Source organism: Streptomyces nymphaeiformis (genome assembly GCF_014203895.1).
Lineage (GTDB): Bacteria > Actinomycetota > Actinomycetes > Streptomycetales > Streptomycetaceae > Streptomyces > Streptomyces nymphaeiformis.
This window is the reverse complement of the sequence record NZ_JACHJY010000001.1, coordinates 121,902-138,242: the sequence shown is the minus strand read 5'-3', so window position 1 is coordinate 138,242 and position 16,341 is coordinate 121,902. Positions and strand designations below refer to the sequence as shown.

The window sequence follows — 16,341 nt, the reverse complement described above, 5'->3', positions numbered from 1 at the left end:
GTCACGCTCCGCGCCCTCCGGCTCGCCGTAGCTGCCACCGAACTCGTTCGGCGGGGTCCGGCCGTTGCGGCGTCGAGCGCTCAGCCGAGGTAGGGGTAGGTGCCGGCCAGGTAGTCGCCGATCTGCTGGCGCATGCTGGCGTGGATGTCGTATTGGTCGAGGTCGGCGGGGTGGACGAAGCGGACGCCGTCAGCCTCGTCGTTGATGGTGGGCTCGCCGCCGGTGGGACGGCCGATGTACGTGTTCTCGTACTGCTGGCGGATCTCGCCGTCGGTGTACGCGACGATGTGATGGGGGTTGCTGCAGACGCCGAGAAAGCCGGTGATCTCGGCGATGATCCCGATCTCCTCCAGGCATTCGCGTACCGCGCACTCGGCTGCCGTCTCGCCGATGTCCTGGGCGCCACCGGGTAGGGCCCACTGGCCGGTGTCGCGGCGGCGCTGGAGGAGGATGGCGCCGCTGTCGTCGACGACCAGGAGGTTGCTGGCGGGGATGAGGGTGTTGGCCTTGGGGGCGTGGGGGTCGTTGTAGTACTCGGTCCTGCCCATGTGCGGCGGTCCCTCCTGGTCGGGTGTCTTGAGGTTCTGAGCGTGGTGCGGCCGCTCGCCGGCCGGCGCTGTCACCGTGAGCTGCTCAGGGTCCTCGGCCTCCCAAGTGTCGCCACCGCCCCAGACATGGCGCAGGACGTACACAGATCCTCCTCTGACGTCGGTCACGATGGCCTTCCTGTTGGTGGCCTCGTCGTGTACCTGATCGCCCACCCAGGGCTTCCCGTCCTTCATGCTTCGGTCTCCTTCAGCTCGGCCCAGACCTGTTTGCCCCAGCGGTACAGCTCGGTGCCCCACTCGTCCGTGAGGGTGTCGACCAGGAGCAGACCCCGGCCCCGGAGTCGGTCGCCTTTGGAGTCCGTTCTCAGGATCGGGATGGTCCTGGAGCGGTCGACCACGCCCACGCGGACACAATTCGCGGAAGGCCGGGAGACGAGCACGCGGATCGACGGGAGTCGGCTGTGGTCGACTGCGTTGGAGACCAGTTCGGTGATCACCAGCGTGGCGTCTTCGGTCAGGGAATCCAGGCCCCAGACAGTCAGAGCCGTTCGGACCAGCTGGCGAGCGGCTGCGGCGCTCCCTGCCTCGCGTGGGAGGGTCTGCGAGTAGGCGGGGTGGCCTGTCGGGTAGGAGGTGGCAGTCGCCGTGGCGGGGGCTCCGATGGGCGGGGGTGCGGGGTGATCGCGGCCTCGGGTTCCTTTGCCTCCACGGCGCTCCATGGCAACCGGCTTGGGGCGCAAGGAAGTCGGCGGCGCCGATGGCGACAGTGCGGCCGCTTGGCCTTCCTCATCACCCACGTGGCTGAAAGTCACCAGTTGCCCTCCCGTCGTTGTCGGTTGGTGGTTTCGTGTTCTTTCAGCGAACCGTGATTCGCGATGGGTGGGCATCCCCACCGAGGCCTCGATGCCGTCAAACCCGTCAAAGATTGTTCTCTTGTGAACAGGGGCGCAGCATGGCGCGCAGGAACGACGAACTGGCCGCGGTGATCGAGGAGACGGGTTGGTCGCAGCCCGTGGTGGCTGCCGCGGTGGTACGTGTCGCAGCGGAGGCCGGGATCGATGAACTCCTCAGCGTGACGCGCTCGCACGTCGCCATGTGGGTCGCTGGAACCCAGCCTCGGGGCCGGGCAGCTGATGTCCTGCGCGAAACTCTGTCCCGACGGTTGGGGCGTCCCCTCACCCTCGCGGAGATCGGCCTCGCAGGGAACGCCTCGGATACCGTCACTGGGTCCGAGTGGGACACCGACACGCTGACGACTCTGGTCGATCTGGGGAGAAACAGCATGGACCGCGAACGCCGCCGACTCCTCACCGGCGCCGCCATCTACTCCGTCGGCGGCTTGGCCCTACCCAGGGATCCGTGGTGGGACGAGGCTCCGCAGCGGGCGCGTTCTCGAGCGGTTGGCCCGAACCGCAGAGTCGGCGAGACCGAGGTACGGGCTGTTCGCGAGATGACCGAATTCTTCGCCCGTCGCGATCAGCGGCACGGCGGCATCGACGGTAGAACTGCCCTCTACCAATACATCGTCGACGACGTCGCCCGGTACGTCAGCGGTGCCTTCCGCAGTGAGACCTCCCGTCGCTCTCTGTATTCAGCGGCAGCCGAAGTCGTATACGTGGCTGGCTGGATGAGCTTCGACGCTACCCAGCACGAGGCCGCACGGCGCTACTTCACCCTCGCGCTCAAGCTCGCCGCCGAGGCCGACGACGCTCCCCTTGCCGGGCACATCCTGCGGGCGATGGCTCATCAGGCCATAGACCTTGGGCACACCAGGGCCGCCTTGAACCTCGCTACCGCCTCCGTCGAGCGCAAAAGGTACGACTATGCCACCCCTCGCGAGCGCGCCCTGATCGGCGTTGTACGCGCTCGGGCGCTGGCCGTCGACGGCCAGCGGCGCAACGCCATCGCCGCGATCCGCCAGGCCGAATCCGACCTCGGCCAGGCCGCTGTCGGAGAGGACGAACCCCAGCGCGTGTGGTTCTTCCAAGAGGCGTCCCTCGCGCATGAGACCGCCCGCACGCTGTGGGCCCTGGGCGACCTCAGCGGTGCCCTGCGCCATTTCGGTACCAGCGTTCGACTCCGCAGGGCGGACGCCTTCAGTCGAACCCACGCTGTCACGCTCGGCTACATGGGAGCCGTCCAGGCTGGGCAGGGCAATGTCGAGGCGGCGTGCCAGACCTGGTCCCAAGCCCTGGACGCGATGGACGGTGTGCAGTCCGGCAGGGCGAGGGAAGCTGTCGTCACCATGCGGACGACCCTGTCCCCTTTCCGAGGGCGCAGAATCCCTTCTGTATCCGAGGTCGACGAGCGAGCCCGGGTGGCGCTTCGACGAGTAATCTGACGGCGCCGAGCCGCCGCTCATCTCACAAGTGGCTTTGCCAATAAGGAAGAAGGACAGACTGTGCCTGCACAGTTCATCGAGGTGCCGGTCATCGCCGACGTCGTCGGAGGTCATACGGGACGGCTCGACGACTTCAAGGGCGGCGTGGAGTCGGTCATCCGCCTGCGGCCGGAGTTCCCCGTGGAGACCCTGCAAGGCATCGAGGAGTTCTCGCACCTCCAGGTCACGTGGTTCTTCAACCTCGGATCCCCGGACGATATCGCCCTTCATGCGCGCAGCCCCCGCGACAACCCCACATGGCCGGCGACGGGCACGTTCGTTCACCACAACCATCGGCGTCCGGCCCGGCTGGCCACTTCCTTTCCGCGACTGCTCAAGGTCGACGGACGCGACCTGCACGTCGCGGACCTCGACGCCGACGACGGCACCCAGGTCGTCGACCTCGTGGCGGTCTTCCAAGAGATGCTCCCGCGCGGGCCCGTCACTCAGCCGGCGTGGCCGGGCGAGATGCTCGCGGACTACTGGCGAGACGCCTCCGAACGCTGAGGGCCGAGCCAGCGCCGTCCGCATGACCTCTGGTCCAGGGGGCGGGGTTCTCGGGGTGGGGGTGCTTCGTGGGCTTCTGGTGGGACCGCCCTCTTTCCGAGAGTCGCTCCTTCCGGCGGCGCGTCAAGGGCGCTCCTTCGTCGCGTCGCTGCGCGATGGCCTTCGGCCACCCTTGACCCGCCGCCTCCAGGAGCGAAAGACCTCTCGGAGGGCGGTCCGGGGGGACGGGTCCACGCCGGGGCGGCGGAATCCCTTCCCGCCGTAGGCGGGTGGAAGGTGCTTGGTGGGGTGGCGAGGCCGGGCATCGGCGGGCCTCGGTGTCGGCCGTGCGGCGGGGTGGGTGGGGGCTGGGTTCGTAGCCGGGGTGGGTGGGACCAGTCCTGTCCATTGGGCGCGCGGTCGTTGAATGGGGCAGCCGGGCGGCGCTTAGCGGCTGTCGGTCGTCGAATGGCGGGGCTTCAGGCGACCGCAACCCGCTAAGCCCTGCCCGGCTGCCCCATTCAACTGCCGCGCACCCCGACGAGACGGAACCGGTCCCACCCACCCCCACCGCAAACCGAGCCTCCACCCACCGGCCTGCCGGCCGCCGCTCCCGCCCCGGACACTGCCCGGACCGGAAGCGCGGCCCCGCCCCCGGCCGCCCTCCGAGTGTGAAAAGGCGGGCTCCGGCGCCGGGTCAAGGGTGGGCGAAGCCCATCGCGCAGCGACGCGACGAAGGAGCGCCCTTGACGCGGTGGTGGAGGACGCCACACTCGGAAAGAGGGCGGCCGCACCAGAAGCCCACGAAGCCGGGTACCCCGTTACGCCCTCAGTGCTGCGCGTACAGCGGCCTCAGCGTGGACTCGTGCGGTGGGGAAGACCGGGACGGGGCTGTCCTCGGAACCCGCGAGAAGCTCGATCTCGGTGCAGCCCAAGATGATGGCTTCCGCGCCGTCAGCCACCAGATCCGCGATCACCTTCCGGTAGGCGGCGCGTGACTCTTCCCGCACGATGCCCAGGCAGAGTTCCTCGTAGATCACGCGGTGAACGATCTCGCGCCCGTCTGCCTCCGGGACGCGCACATCCAGTCCGCCTGCTTCCAGACGGCCTCGGTAGAAGTCCTGCTCCATGGTGAACGCCGTGCCCAACAGGCCGACTCGGCGCACGCCCGACGCCCTTACGGCCTCCGCAGTGGCGTCGGCCAGGTGCAGCAGGGGGATCGAAACCGCCGCCTCGACCTGGTCGGCGACCTTGTGCATGGTGTTGGTGCAGATCAGCACCATGTCCGCACCGGCCGCCTCCAGAGCCTGAGCAGCCGCCGCCAGGATCTCGCCCGCCTCCACCCAGCGGCCCTGGACCTGCAACCGCTCGATCTCCGCGAAGTCCACCGAGTAGAGCACGCACCTCGCCGAATGGAGTCCACCCAGGCGGTCACGCGTGAACTCGTTCAACAGCCGGTAGTACTCCGCCGTCGACTCCCAGCTCATCCCGCCGATCAGCCCGATCGTCTTCATCGCCACACCCTTCACCCTTATAAGGCGTTGAGCATGACAGGTCGCTACGCATAAGCCCGGCTTGGAGTCAGTCACCCACACGAGCGATCTTCACTCACCGTGCCCACCCGGGCGGGTCGTCTGCGTTAGCTTCACGCAAAACGGCCCTCGCTGATGGTTGGCGCCATCTGCGAGGGCCTGAACCACTCGTGGAAAGCGACTCCACCGTGATCTATCGGCACTTTAACGCGCCCTCGCGCGGCTTCAGTCAGTTCTCGCACGAACTCATCCGACATCCCCGGCTCAGCTCCGACGCCGTTCGGCTTCTGACCTGGCAGCTCTCCCTTCCCCAGGGCGCACGCGAATCACTCTCCCGCACCGCCGAACGTGCCCGGATCGGGGCATGCGCCTTCGCACGCGCCAAGAGGCAGCTCAAGGAGGAAGGGTTCGTGCACGAGCGGCGCATGCAGGGTGCCGGGGGACGGTGGGTGACCCAACAGCTGGTCTCCAGTGTGCCGTTGACCGCCGCCCAGGCCGCCAAGCTCCTCGGACGCGAGCCCGTCGCGTCCCCGCAGGTCGTACCGAGTCCCCGGAAACCGGCCGTCGGCGAGCCGGTGACCCCGTCCACCGACCGTCATCCAAAGAAAGACCCCGAGGAAGACACCCCCAACCCTCCCCCGGCCGCCCAGGAGTCCCCTCGGATCGACGACGCTCGCGCGGTCATCGGCACCCTCCCCGCTCTCTCCCCCGCCCTCCGCCACATCCCGCCCGGCATGCGCGACGAACTCGCCCGCCTCGCCGCCCGCTGGCTCGACGCCGGCCACACCTCCAGCGACATCCACGAGCACATCCAGCGCTGCCTGCCCGGTGCCGGGACGCTCGTACAGCGGCCCGGCGGTTTCGTTCGGTACCTCCTGCGTGACGTACCCGCCAAGGAACTTCCCCGGCCCGCCAACCGGCTCTCGCCTCGCCTCGAAGGTGCTCGTGAATGTGCCGGTGACCACACCCAGCCCATGCTCTTCCGCCCTCTCGGCGACGAGACGCATTGCCCCCAGTGCGCCCTGAAGGCTCGTACATGACTCCCGGACGGACTCCCGTACGCTCGAAGGGCGATCCATCGACCAGACCAGAGAGGCCCACGCCATGCCCCGCATCCCCTCCCCCGCCATAGCCGCCGCCGGGCTCGTCGGTGGGTACGCCGTTGCCCGGTGGACCAAGAAGCGGCCCCTCGGGGGTGTCGTGCTCGCTGCCGCCGGTGGCGTGGCTGCGCGGGAGTGGCAGCAGGTGGGTGGGGCCAAGGCTGCCGTGGGGCTGACGGCCGGGTACGTCGCCGCGTTCGCCGGGTCCCATCCGCTCGCCAAGAAGATCGGGGCCTGGCCCGCCGTGTTCTCCGTCGCCGGGGCCATGGCTGCCGCCTCCTGGGCCGTGACGCGCGGGAAGGCCTGACCTCCTGGGCCGTCACCCGTGACCGGGGCTGACTAGCCCCCCACCACCCTGCTCACCGTATAGATCAGGAGCCCCGCCAGCGCGCCCACCACCGTGCCGTTGATGCGGATGAACTGGAGGTCGCGGCCGATGTTGGCCTCGATCTTGCGGGAGGTCTGGGTGGCGTCCCAGCCGGCGACCGTGTCCGTGATCAGGGACGTGATCTCGTGGCGGTAGGTCGTCACCACGTACGCCGCCGCGTCTTCCGCCCAGCCCTCCACCTTCGCCTGCAAACGCGCGTCCGTCGCCAGGCGGGTGCCCAGGGAGATCAGGGAGGCGCGGGCGCGGAGGCGGAGTTGGCTGCGGTCGTCCTCGGCCGCCGCGATGATCAGGGACCGGACCGAGGACCAGGCCGAGGCGATGATGTCCTGGACCTCCGGGCGGGCCAGGAGGTCCGACTTCAGGCGTTCCACGCGGGCGCGGGTGTCCGTGTCCGCCTGGAGGTCGGCCGCGAAGTCGCCCAGGAACCGGTCGATCGCGCCGCGCGCCGGGTGGCCCGGCATGTCCCGCATCTCCGTCACGAAGCGGAGGAGTTCCTTGTAGACGCGCTCGCCGATCCGCCGGTCCACGAAGCGCGGGGTCCAGCCCGGAGCTCCGCCCTGGACCGCGTCCATCACCGAGTCCCCGTGCGTGACCAGCCAGTCGTGCGCCCGGGTGCAGATCAGGTCCACCGCCCTGCGGTGCGCTCCGTCCGCGACGATCTTCTCCAGGGTCTTGCCCAGGCCCGGGGCGATCTCCGCCGATTCGGCGCGGCGGGTGATCGCCTCTCCCACGACCGCCTGGACGTCCGCGTCCCGCAAGACCGTCAGTGCGCCTCGTAGGGCCGTCGACGCCTCCGCCGTCACCCGGTCCGCGTGGGCCGGGTCCGCCAGCCACGTCCCCAGGCGGCGGCCGATCCCGAAGGCCTTCAGCCTGCCCCGTACCACGTCCGCCGAGAGGAAGTTCTCTCCTACGAACGTGCCAAGGGACGCTCCCAGCTGGTCCTTCTTCGTCGGGATGATCGCCGTGTGCGGGATCGGCAGGCCCAGCGGGCGCCGGAACAGCGCCGTCACCGCGAACCAGTCCGCCAGCGCGCCGACCATGCCCGCCTCCGCCGCCGCCGCGACGTAGCCCGCCCAGGCCCCCCAGCCCGCGTTCCGCGCCCACGTCGCCAGGCCGTAGATCACGGCCACGACGAGCAGCAGGCACGTGGCCAGCGTCTTCATGCGCCGGACGCCTCTGCTCTTCTCCTCGTCCGCAGCCGTGTACGAGAAACTCACCATCGACTCGACCTCCTACCTCAGGGACTCCCGGCGGTCCTCCCGAGTTCCCCCGTACATCTTCGCGATCACCGCCTCGATGTCCGGCTCCCGCACCGAGAGGTCCAGGAGGGGATGTCTCGACGCCACCGCCGCCACCAGCGGGGCCGCCGACGCCGTCGCCGGGAACGCGAGCCACTGACGCGGGCCGTCCGACCGTACGAAACGGGCCCCCGGCACGTTTGTGATCGGGGGCAGCTCCCGCTCCAGGTCCACCACCAGGAGCCGTTCGCTCTCGCCCACCGCGTGCAGGCCGGCCAGCTCGCCGTCGTACATCAGGCGTCCGTGGTCGATCACCATCACCCGGGAGCAGAGCTGCTCGATGTCCGTGAGGTCGTGGGTGGTCAGCAGGACCGTCGTGCCTCGGGTGGCGTTCAGGTCCTTCAGGAACTCGCGCACCCTCGCCTTCGACACCACGTCCAGGCCGATCGTCGGCTCGTCCAGGTACAGCACCTCCGGATCGTGCAGCAGCGCCGCCGCGATGTCGCCGCGCATCCGCTGGCCGAGGGAGAGCTGCCGTACGGGCACGTCGAGCAGGTCGCCCAGGTCGAGGAGGTCCACGCAGCGGGCGAGGTTCTCCTCGTAGCGGGCGTCGGGGATGCGGTACATGCGGTGTGTCAGCCGGTACGAGTCCTTCAGCGGCAGGTCCCACCAGAGGGTCGTGCGCTGGCCGAAGACCACTCCTATCCGTTGCGCCAGGCGGGTGCGTTCGCGCGACGGGTCGATGCCCGCGACCCGCAGGCGGCCGCCGCTGGGGGTGAGGATGCCCGTGAGCATCTTGATCGTGGTCGACTTCCCCGCGCCGTTCGGGCCGATGTAGCCGACCATCTCCCCGCGCTCGACCGCGAAGGAGATGCCGTCCACCGCCCTGACCTCCCTCTTCTCCCGGCGGAGCAGGCCCGTCCTGCGTCGGATCGTGAAGGTCTTCTCGACCCCGTCCAGTTCGATGAAGGGCATCACGCCTCAGCTTCCCGTCGATCGGTACGAGCGGATTCCCGCGCGCCACGCCAGTCCCGCGGCCCCGCAGCAGACCGCCGCCACCAGCGGCGACGTGAACGCCGCCCACTCCGGCACCCCCGCCGGCATCGGCCGGCCCAGGACGTACAGCGCGGGCAGCCAGCTCACGAACGCCAGCGGTACGACGTACACGACACCCCGCACCAGGTCCTGCGCGAAGATCGTCGGCGGGTACTGGAGGAGGGTGTTCCCGCCGTACGTGAACGAGTTCGTGACCTCCGCCGCGTCCTGGATCCAGAACAGCGTCGACGCGCCGAGCACCATCACCGCGCCGAAGATCACCGCCCCGCACACCACCGTCACCGGCAGCAGCACCGCCTTCAGCGGCGTCCACTCCACGTGGAGCAGGTACAGCCCCCAGACCAGGACCATCAGGCCCTGCGCGACCCTGCCGAACCGCCGCAGCGCGAACTTGTCCGCCGCGACCTGCGCGAGCAGCGGCGCCGGCCGCATCAGGAACGTGTCGAGCGTGCCGTCCCTGACCCGCTTCCCCATCCGCTGGAGCGAGCCCATCGTCAGGTCCGCGATCCCGAAGGAGGTGCCGGCCGTCCCGTAGAGGAGGGCGACCTCAGCGAACGAGAAGCCGCCCAGGCCCCGTACCTGACCGAACATCAGGAGGATCACGACGAAGTCGAAGAAGGTGACGCAGAAGCTGGTGACGAGGGTCAGGGCGAAGGAGGAGCGGTACGCCATCGTGGAGCGGATCCACATGCCCGCGACCATCCGGTACGTGCGCCAGGAGGCCCGTATCCCCGTCTCCCCGTATGTGCGCCACGAATCGGCCATGGCCACCTGAGGCCCATGAGACCTACCCACCCTGCACCACCACCTTCCGTGTCGCCGCCCCCTGCGCCGCCCTCCCCGCCCCCAGCAGCACCAGCGCCCAGCAGCCCTGGAAGCCGTACGCCCCCGCCAGCTCCCAGCCCTCGTACCTCCCCAGGTACACGTCGGCCGGCACCTGGAGCAGCGACGCCCACGGCAGCAGCCGGGCGAGTTCGCCCAGCGTGCCCGGGAAGACGTTCAGGGGGAGCAGCATCCCCGAGAAGAACAGGCCGGCCAGCCAGGCCACCTGCACCACTCCCTGGCCGTCGAGCAGCCAGAACGCACTCATCGCCACCAGGTACCAGAGCGCGAAGCCGACCACCGAGCCCAGTGCCACCGCGAGCAGGAACGCGAGCCAGCCGCCCGGCCCCGACGGCAGCGTGAAGTGGAAGACGAGCGCGCCGACCGCCATCGGGGCGACCCCGCGGCCGAGCAGCTGGTAGGCGGTGCGGCCGGCGTTGGCCGAGAACCACCAGGCCTGGAGGTCGGCGGGGCGGTAGAGGTCGACGGCGATGTCGCCGGTCCTGATCCGTTCGATCAGCTCGTCCTCGAAGCCGCCGCCCATCAGCCCGCAGACGGTGATGAGCGCCTGGCCGATCCACACGTAGGCGAGGGCGTCGTCCATGGAGTAGCCGCCGAGGCTCGGCCGTTCGTGCCAGAGGGCGATGTAGGTGGAGGAGAGGACGAGGCCGAAGACGGTGTTGGTGAAGACGCCCGCGGCCGTGGCCACGCGGTAGGCGGCGAAACGCCGGAATCCGCCCGCGGCCACCGTCGCGTACAGCCGCAGCATGCCTGTCCCTTCGGAGCGGTGAACGGCGAAGCGCACGACCCTAGTGGTCCCGTCCGGCGTGCCGCGAGCGGTTTTCGCGCCACCTTCGGGTCGGTTGAGGGAGTTTCCTCACGTTACGTGCAGTATGTGGTGCTATGTCCCCTTCCTCCGACACGAATGACGACGATCCCCATCCGAGCCGCTGGGAACCCAGGGACCCCACCCTCCCCGCCCCGGTTCGGCGCCGACGCCCCCGCCGGGTCCTGCGGACCCTCCTCGGGACCCTCCTGCTCGGCGCGCTGCTGCTCGCCGGCGCCTTCGCCGCCGGCTACCTCCTCGTCGAGATCCCGCCCGCCAACGCCGCCGCCGTCGCCCAGTCCAACGTCTACCTCTACCGGGACGGCACCCCCCTCGCCCGCGACGGCGAGGTCAACCGCGAGAGCGTCCGCCTCGACCAGGTCCCGCTCGCCGTCCGGCGGGCCGTCCTCGCCGCCGAGGAGCGCGACTTCCAGACCTCGCGCGCCGTCGACCCCAAGGCCATGGTCCGCGCCGCCTGGAACACCGTCACCGGCAAGGGCCGCCAGTCCGGGTCCACCATCACCCAGCAGTACGTGAAGAACTACTACCTGGGGCAGGAGCAGACCCTCAGCCGCAAGGCCAAGGAGTTCTTCATCGCGCTCAAGCTCGGCCGCGAGAAGAGCAAGGAGGAGATCCTCCAGGGCTATCTGAACACCAGTTACTTCGGCCGGAACGCGTACGGCATCCAGGCCGCCGCCCGCGCCTACTACGGCAAGGACGTCGAGCGGCTCGACACCGCCGAGGGCGCGTACCTCGCCTCCCTCCTCAAGGCCCCCAGCGCCTACGACGTCACCACCCACCCCGAGAACCGGGCCAAGGCCGTCGCCCGCTGGCACTACGTCCTCGACGGCATGGTCGGCGAGGGCTGGCTCAGCCCCGCGGCCCGCGCCGCCGCCCGCTTCCCCGCCCCCCAGACCGCCCGCGCCGCGACCGCCCTCTCCGGCCAGCGCGGCTACCTCGTCCAGGCCGTCGAGGAGTACCTCACCGACCACGGGATCGTCGACGAGAAGACCCTCGCCGGCGGCGGCTTCCGCATCACCACCACCCTGGAGCCCGCCAAGCAGGAGGCCCTCGTCGACGCCGTCGAGGACCGGGTCGTCTCCCGGCTCGACCCGGCGAGCGCCCCCGCCGACCGGTACGTACGGGTCGGGGCCGCGGCCGTCGACCCGGCGACCGGCAAGGTCCTCGCCATGTACGGCGGCGTCGACTACACCCAGCAGTACGTCAACAACGCCACCCGGCGCGACTACCAGGTCGGCTCCACCTTCAAGCCCTTCGTCTTCACGGCCGCCGTGCAGAACGGCGCCCAGACCCAGCAGGGCCTGCCCATCACCCCGTACACCCTCTACGACGGCACCAACCGGCGCCCGGTGGAAGGGTGGAGCGGCGGTTCGTACGACCCCGCCAACGAGGACGACGCGAGCTACGGCGACATCGCCGTCGGCGCCGCCACGGACCTGTCGGTGAACACCGTGTACGCCCAGATGGCGGTCGACGTCGGCCCCTCGCAGGTACGGCGGACCGCGATCGCCCTCGGCCTGCCCGGCTCCACCCCCGACCTCACCGCCTCCCCGTCCATCGCCCTCGGGCCCGCCACCGCCAGCGTCCTCGACATGGCCTCGGCGTACGCGACGCTCGCCGCGCACGGCCGGAACGGCACGTACCGCCTCGTCGAGGACATCAGCCGCGACGGCCGGCGGCTCGACCTGCCCGCCGCCCCCCGCCGGCAGGCGGTGAGCCGCGAGGCCGCCGACACGACCACGTCGATCCTGCGGAGCGTCGTCGAGACGGGCACGGGCACGGCCGCGCAGGCCGCGGGCCGCCCGGCCGCCGGCAAGACCGGCACGGCGGAGGACGACAGGGCCGCCTGGTTCGCCGGCTACACCCCGGAGCTCGCGACGGTCGTCGCGCTCATGGGCCAGGACCCCGAGTCCGGATCGCAGGAATCGCTGTACGGCGCCCTGGGACGGCCGCGGATGGACGGCGGCGGGGCGCCGGCCGAGATCTGGGGGCGGTTCACCCGCGAGGCCCTGGACGGGACACCGGCCCGGGACTTCGAGCTCCGGCTGATGCCGGGGGCGGAGGCGCCGCCCGTCCCCTCGGCGCCGGACGGGGCCGAGGGCTGGTACGAGACGGGCGAGGCGGGACCGGGCGCGGCGTCGCGCGGCCCCGACCACGGTCCCGGCCACGGCCCCGACCACGGTCCCGGCCCTTCGCGTACGACGCGTCAGTGACCGCTGGTCGCCTTGAGTCCCACCACGGCGACGAGCAGCAGGCAGACGAAGAAGATACGGGCGGCGGTCGCCGGCTCACCGAGCACCACCATGCCGAGCACCGCCGCACCGGCCGCGCCGATGCCGACCCAGACGCCGTAGGCCGTACCGATGGGGAGGGTCTTGGTGGCCTGGGCGAGCAGCACCATCGAGGCGACGATCCCGGCGACCGTGAAGACGCTCGGCCAGAGGCGGGTGAAGCCGTCGGTGTACTTCATGCCGATGGACCAGCCGACTTCGAGCAGGCCGGCGAGGAGAAGAAGGACCCAGGCCATGACGACGAACCTCCGCGAGACGGATCAACAGGGGTGCGTCGTCTTGTCGTGAAACCCGGTACGGCGCGTCTCGTCGGGGTGTCTCCAGGCTAGCAAAGAACGGGCAAAGGCCCTGGTGACTCCGGTCACCAGGGCCTTTCGCTCATTCGGTCCTACAGGTACAGCCCGGTCGAGTCCGTCGTCCCCTGGAAGCGGTCCGCGGCCACCGCGTGCAGGTCGCGCTCGCGCATCAGGACGTACGCGACGCCCCGCACCTCGACCTCGGCGCGGTCCTCGGGGTCGTAGAGCACCCGGTCGCCGATCTCGACGGTGCGGACGTTCTGACCGACCGCGACCACCTCGGCCCAGGCCAGGCGCTTGCCGACGGCGGCCGTCGCCGGGATCAGGATGCCCCCGCCGGAACGCCGCTCACCCTCCGGGGAGTCGGTGCGGACCAGGACCCGGTCGTGGAGCATCCGGATGGGCAGCTTGTCGTGCGTGTTCTCGCTCACCCTGTGAACCTACCTGCCCGCGCGTGTCGCCCGTGGCCGGGCCGGGTCACGCCTTGTGCCGGCGGGAGGACGAGACGATCAGACCGACGACGGCGAGGGCCACGACGGCCGCCGGGACGACCCGCTCCAGGCGGGGCGCGCCGTCCTCGTGGGTGAAGCGGGCCTTCACGTCGGAGAAGACCCGGTTGACGGCGACGTAGGCACGTCCGGCCGTCTGGTCGACGGACGCGGTGACCTTGGCCTTGGCGTCCCCGATGATCGTCTTCGGGTGCATCCGAATGCCGATCTCGTCGAGAGTGACGGCGAGCTGCTCGCGCCGGCGGACGATGTCCGCCTCGATCTGCGCAGGGGTCCTGGCATCCGACACCGCGCTGCCTCCGTAGTCGTAATCGGTCGTTGACGTTCAGTCTGTCAGCTCTGCCGCGATCGGGTCGCGCCAGACCCCCATGAGACCCCATTAGGCTCTGGAATGCGTACGCGAACATTCCGAGGAGAGCCAGCCATGAGCGAGCGACTGCAGCCCGGCGACACCGCCCCCGCCTTCAGCCTTCCCGACGCGGACGGCAACGAGGTCTCCCTCGCGGACCACAAGGGCCGCAAGGTCATCGTCTACTTCTACCCGGCGGCGCTCACCCCGGGCTGCACCAAGCAGGCGTGCGACTTCACCGACAACCTCGACGTCCTGGCCGCCGCCGGCTACGACGTCATCGGCGTCTCGCCCGACAAGCCGGAGAAGCTCGCGAAGTTCCGCGAGAAGGAGAACCTGAAGGTCACGCTGGTCGGCGACCCCTCCAAGGAGACCCTGGCGGCGTACGGCGCCTTCGGCGAGAAGAAGCTGTACGGCAAGGTGGTGACGGGCGTGATCCGCTCCACCGTCGTGGTCGACGAGGAGGGCAAGGTCGAGCACGCCTTCTACAACGTGAAGGCCACGGGCCATGTGGCCAAGATCATGAGGGACCTGTCCGTCTGAGCCCCTCCACCGGAACGGCCCGCACCCCGGATACGGCGGTGCGGGCCGTTCCGTTTTCCGTACGCGACACGCGACACGTACGCGATATGGCGTGACCGTCCGATATTCGGGTCGTTAGTCCGTACGAGATCCGTACTGGGGAGGGGACGACTCGATGGGGACGAGCGCGTACACGAGGGAGCGGCTCAGCGCCGCCGTGGCGGAGTCGAAGGGCTGGGCCGACCTCATGCGTCGTCTCGGAGTCGGCGAGAGCGGCGGACGGCGCCGGACGCTGCAGGCGAAGGTCGCCGCGTACGACATCGACACCAGCCATTTCAAGCAGCGCAGCCCGTGGCGCAAGTACACGGACAGAGCCATCGCCGACGCAGTCGCCTCCTCAACGACGCTGCGTGAAGTCGTACAGAAGCTCGGCGTGCCACCGGCCACAGGAACGCTCTCGCACATCCGGCGGCGAATCGCGGCGGCCGGGATCGACGTGAGCCACTTCCCCGGCCTGAACCGCTCGATCACCGACCTCCCGTTCACCACAGGTGAGCTCCGAGCGGCCGCAGCATCCACACACAGCGTCAGAGAGATGGCCCGGCTTCTGGGCGTGGCCGATGACAGCCGGTCCCGCGCCGCACTGAGGCACATGCTCGACGTGCGTGGGATCGACATCGCTCACTTCACCCACAGGCGCGTCACAGTGCCGGAGGATCGCCTACGGGCAGCGGTGACCACTGCCGCCAGCTTCGCCGATGTGATGCGCACACTCGGCCTCCCCGTGAGCGACCAGAATCATCGCCGGGTGCGGCGACGGGTGACCGAACTGGGCCTCGACACGTCGCACTTCAAACGCCGCACATGGGGCACTGTGCGAGTCGTGGCACCGAGAGCCATCGCGGATACGGTCTTCCGGGTACGCCCGGAAGGATCGTCACGCGAGAACCGCGACCGCCTCCAACGCGCCCTCGCCGAGGTGGGCGTCCCGTATCGCTGCGTCGAGTGCGGGAACGAGGGCGCATGGCGGGGCCGGACCATCACCCTGCAGATCGACCACATCGACGGGGACTGGCTCGACAACCGTCGCGAGAACCTTCGCCACCTGTGCCCCAACTGCCATTCGATGACCGAAACATGGTGTCGGGGAGGCAACCGCCGCCAATCGGTCTAGACGCCCCTGCCCCAAGCCGTCGCCCGCCCGCTACCATGACAGGCGTCCAGCGGCCTTGGCGGAACGGCAGACGCCTCGCGTTTAGGGCGCGATGGGAGCAATCCCGTGAGGGTTCGAATCCCTCAGGCCGCACGAACCATTGATTCGAAGGCCTCACTCGAAACTTCTTCGGGTGAGGCCTTCGCCATACCCCTAGCCCAGCAGCTCCTTCACCACCGGCACCAGGGCCCGGAAGGCCTTGCCGCGGTGGCTGATCGCGTTCTTTTCGGCCGGGGTCAGTTCGGCGCACGTCACCTCGTGGCCCTCCGGCTGGAGGATCGGGTCGTAGCCGAAGCCGTTCGTGCCGGTCGGGGCGTGGCGCAGGACGCCTTCCATGCGGCCCTCCACCACTCGTTCCGTGCCGTCCGGCAGCGCCAGGGCCGCCGCGCAGGCGAAGTGGGCGCCTCGGTGGGCGTCGTCGATGTCGGAGAGCTGGGCCAGGAGCAGGTTCAGGTTGGCCTTGTCGTCGCCGTGCGTGCCGGACCAGCGGGCCGAGAAGATGCCGGGGGCGCCGTTCAGGACGTCGACGCAGAGGCCGGAGTCGTCGGCGACGGCCGGGAGGCCGGTGGCCCGGGCCAGGGCGTGGGCCTTCAGGAGGGCGTTCTCGGCGAAGGTGACGCCCGTCTCCTTGGTGTCGGGGACCTCCGGGTACGCGTCCGCGCCGACGAGTTCGAGGTCGAGGCCCGCGTCGGCGAGGATCGCGTGGAGTTCGGTGATCTTGCCCGCGTTGCGGGTGGCGAGGATCAGGCGCTGTCGGGTCATGC

General features: G+C 70.0%; 17 protein-coding genes, 1 tRNA gene, 1 pseudogene and 1 riboswitch. Of the genes and pseudogenes, 8 read left to right on the top strand and 11 right to left on the bottom strand.

The genetic code is table 11. The annotated features are described in order from the left end of the window. Positions 1-80 precede the first annotated feature (80 nt). On the bottom strand, positions 81-548 hold the full coding sequence (locus GGE06_RS00620) for an NUDIX hydrolase (RefSeq protein WP_184930153.1): 468 nt from the start codon (positions 546-548) through the stop codon (positions 81-83). Between the two features lie 230 nt (positions 549-778). After that, entirely contained in the window at positions 779-1,267 is a 489-nt protein-coding gene (locus GGE06_RS43955) for an ATP-binding protein (RefSeq protein ID WP_376773503.1), read from the bottom strand. A gap of 233 nt (positions 1,268-1,500) precedes the next feature. Between GGE06_RS43955 and GGE06_RS00610 the strand changes: the two genes are divergently transcribed. After that, positions 1,501-2,889, top strand: coding sequence for an NsdA family TPR-like regulatory protein (locus GGE06_RS00610; protein WP_184929795.1), 1,389 nt, complete (start codon positions 1,501-1,503; stop codon positions 2,887-2,889). A 60-nt stretch (positions 2,890-2,949) separates the two neighbouring features. After that, entirely contained in the window at positions 2,950-3,435 is a 486-nt protein-coding gene (locus GGE06_RS00605) for a TrmO family methyltransferase domain-containing protein (RefSeq protein ID WP_184929794.1), read from the top strand. Between the two features lie 800 nt (positions 3,436-4,235). On the opposite strand, the gene GGE06_RS00600 is transcribed toward GGE06_RS00605, so the two are convergent. After that, positions 4,236-4,928 carry an aspartate/glutamate racemase family protein gene (locus GGE06_RS00600; protein WP_184930151.1) on the bottom strand — a complete coding sequence of 231 codons (693 nt, stop codon included), beginning with the start codon at positions 4,926-4,928 and terminating at the stop codon, positions 4,236-4,238. Positions 4,929-5,395: 467 nt separating this feature from the next. Here GGE06_RS00600 and GGE06_RS00595 point away from each other — a divergent pair, with 467 nt between their 5' ends. Further along, positions 5,396-5,986, top strand: a complete 591-nt coding sequence (locus GGE06_RS00595) for a hypothetical protein (RefSeq protein WP_246532280.1) — start codon at positions 5,396-5,398, stop codon at positions 5,984-5,986. 64 nt (positions 5,987-6,050) lie between these two features. Beyond that, positions 6,051-6,353: a hypothetical protein gene (locus tag GGE06_RS00590; RefSeq protein WP_116160788.1), complete on the top strand. Its 303-nt coding sequence runs from the start codon at positions 6,051-6,053 to the stop codon at positions 6,351-6,353. Positions 6,354-6,385: 32 nt separating this feature from the next. Here GGE06_RS00590 and GGE06_RS00585 read toward each other — a convergent pair. From GGE06_RS00585 to GGE06_RS00570, 4 genes and pseudogenes are all read right to left on the bottom strand, one after another. Next, positions 6,386-7,654 (bottom strand): annotated as a pseudogene (locus GGE06_RS00585) (DUF445 domain-containing protein); the annotation flags it as partial. Positions 7,655-7,666: 12 nt separating this feature from the next. Next, on the bottom strand, positions 7,667-8,647 hold the full coding sequence (locus GGE06_RS00580; RefSeq protein ID WP_184929793.1) for an ABC transporter ATP-binding protein: 981 nt from the start codon (positions 8,645-8,647) through the stop codon (positions 7,667-7,669). Between the two features lie 6 nt (positions 8,648-8,653). Beyond that, positions 8,654-9,493 (bottom strand): ABC transporter permease, encoded by an 840-nt coding sequence (locus tag GGE06_RS00575; RefSeq protein ID WP_116160785.1) that lies wholly within the window; start codon positions 9,491-9,493, stop codon positions 8,654-8,656. 22 nt (positions 9,494-9,515) lie between these two features. Then, a complete protein-coding gene (locus GGE06_RS00570) occupies positions 9,516-10,316 on the bottom strand; it encodes an ABC transporter permease (RefSeq protein ID WP_181924887.1) in 801 nt (266 codons plus the stop codon). A gap of 137 nt (positions 10,317-10,453) precedes the next feature. On the opposite strand from GGE06_RS00570, the gene GGE06_RS00565 reads away from it, so the two are divergent. Continuing rightward, a complete protein-coding gene (locus GGE06_RS00565; protein WP_184929792.1) occupies positions 10,454-12,610 on the top strand; it encodes a transglycosylase domain-containing protein in 2,157 nt (718 codons plus the stop codon). On the opposite strand, the gene GGE06_RS00560 is transcribed toward GGE06_RS00565, so the two are convergent. From GGE06_RS00560 to GGE06_RS00550, 3 genes are all read right to left on the bottom strand, one after another. Beyond that, complete coding sequence (locus tag GGE06_RS00560; protein ID WP_116160782.1) at positions 12,604-12,924, bottom strand: DMT family transporter; 321 nt, start codon at positions 12,922-12,924, stop codon at positions 12,604-12,606. The two genes, GGE06_RS00565 and GGE06_RS00560, sit on opposite strands and share 7 nt — an antisense overlap. A 32-nt stretch (positions 12,925-12,956) precedes the next feature. Then, a riboswitch (guanidine-III (ykkC-III) riboswitch) is annotated at positions 12,957-13,019 on the bottom strand. A 57-nt stretch (positions 13,020-13,076) separates the two neighbouring features. Next, positions 13,077-13,415 carry a GroES family chaperonin gene (locus tag GGE06_RS00555; protein WP_116160781.1) on the bottom strand — a complete coding sequence of 113 codons (339 nt, stop codon included), beginning with the start codon at positions 13,413-13,415 and terminating at the stop codon, positions 13,077-13,079. 46 nt (positions 13,416-13,461) lie between these two features. Further along, positions 13,462-13,782: a DUF3618 domain-containing protein gene (locus GGE06_RS00550; RefSeq protein ID WP_116160780.1), complete on the bottom strand. Its 321-nt coding sequence runs from the start codon at positions 13,780-13,782 to the stop codon at positions 13,462-13,464. A gap of 135 nt (positions 13,783-13,917) precedes the next feature. Between GGE06_RS00550 and bcp the strand changes: the two genes are divergently transcribed. From bcp to GGE06_RS00535, 3 genes are all read left to right on the top strand, one after another. Then, positions 13,918-14,385: a thioredoxin-dependent thiol peroxidase gene (gene bcp, locus GGE06_RS00545; RefSeq protein WP_116160779.1), complete on the top strand. Its 468-nt coding sequence runs from the start codon at positions 13,918-13,920 to the stop codon at positions 14,383-14,385. A 154-nt stretch (positions 14,386-14,539) separates the two neighbouring features. After that, positions 14,540-15,538, top strand: a complete 999-nt coding sequence (locus GGE06_RS00540) for an HNH endonuclease (protein ID WP_116160778.1) — start codon at positions 14,540-14,542, stop codon at positions 15,536-15,538. 49 nt (positions 15,539-15,587) lie between these two features. After that, positions 15,588-15,670 (top strand) — tRNA-Leu (locus GGE06_RS00535). Between the two features lie 60 nt (positions 15,671-15,730). Here the strand turns inward: GGE06_RS00535 and rdgB are convergent. Beyond that, a complete protein-coding gene (rdgB, locus tag GGE06_RS00530) occupies positions 15,731-16,339 on the bottom strand; it encodes an RdgB/HAM1 family non-canonical purine NTP pyrophosphatase (RefSeq protein WP_184929791.1) in 609 nt (202 codons plus the stop codon). Positions 16,340-16,341 lie beyond the last annotated feature (2 nt).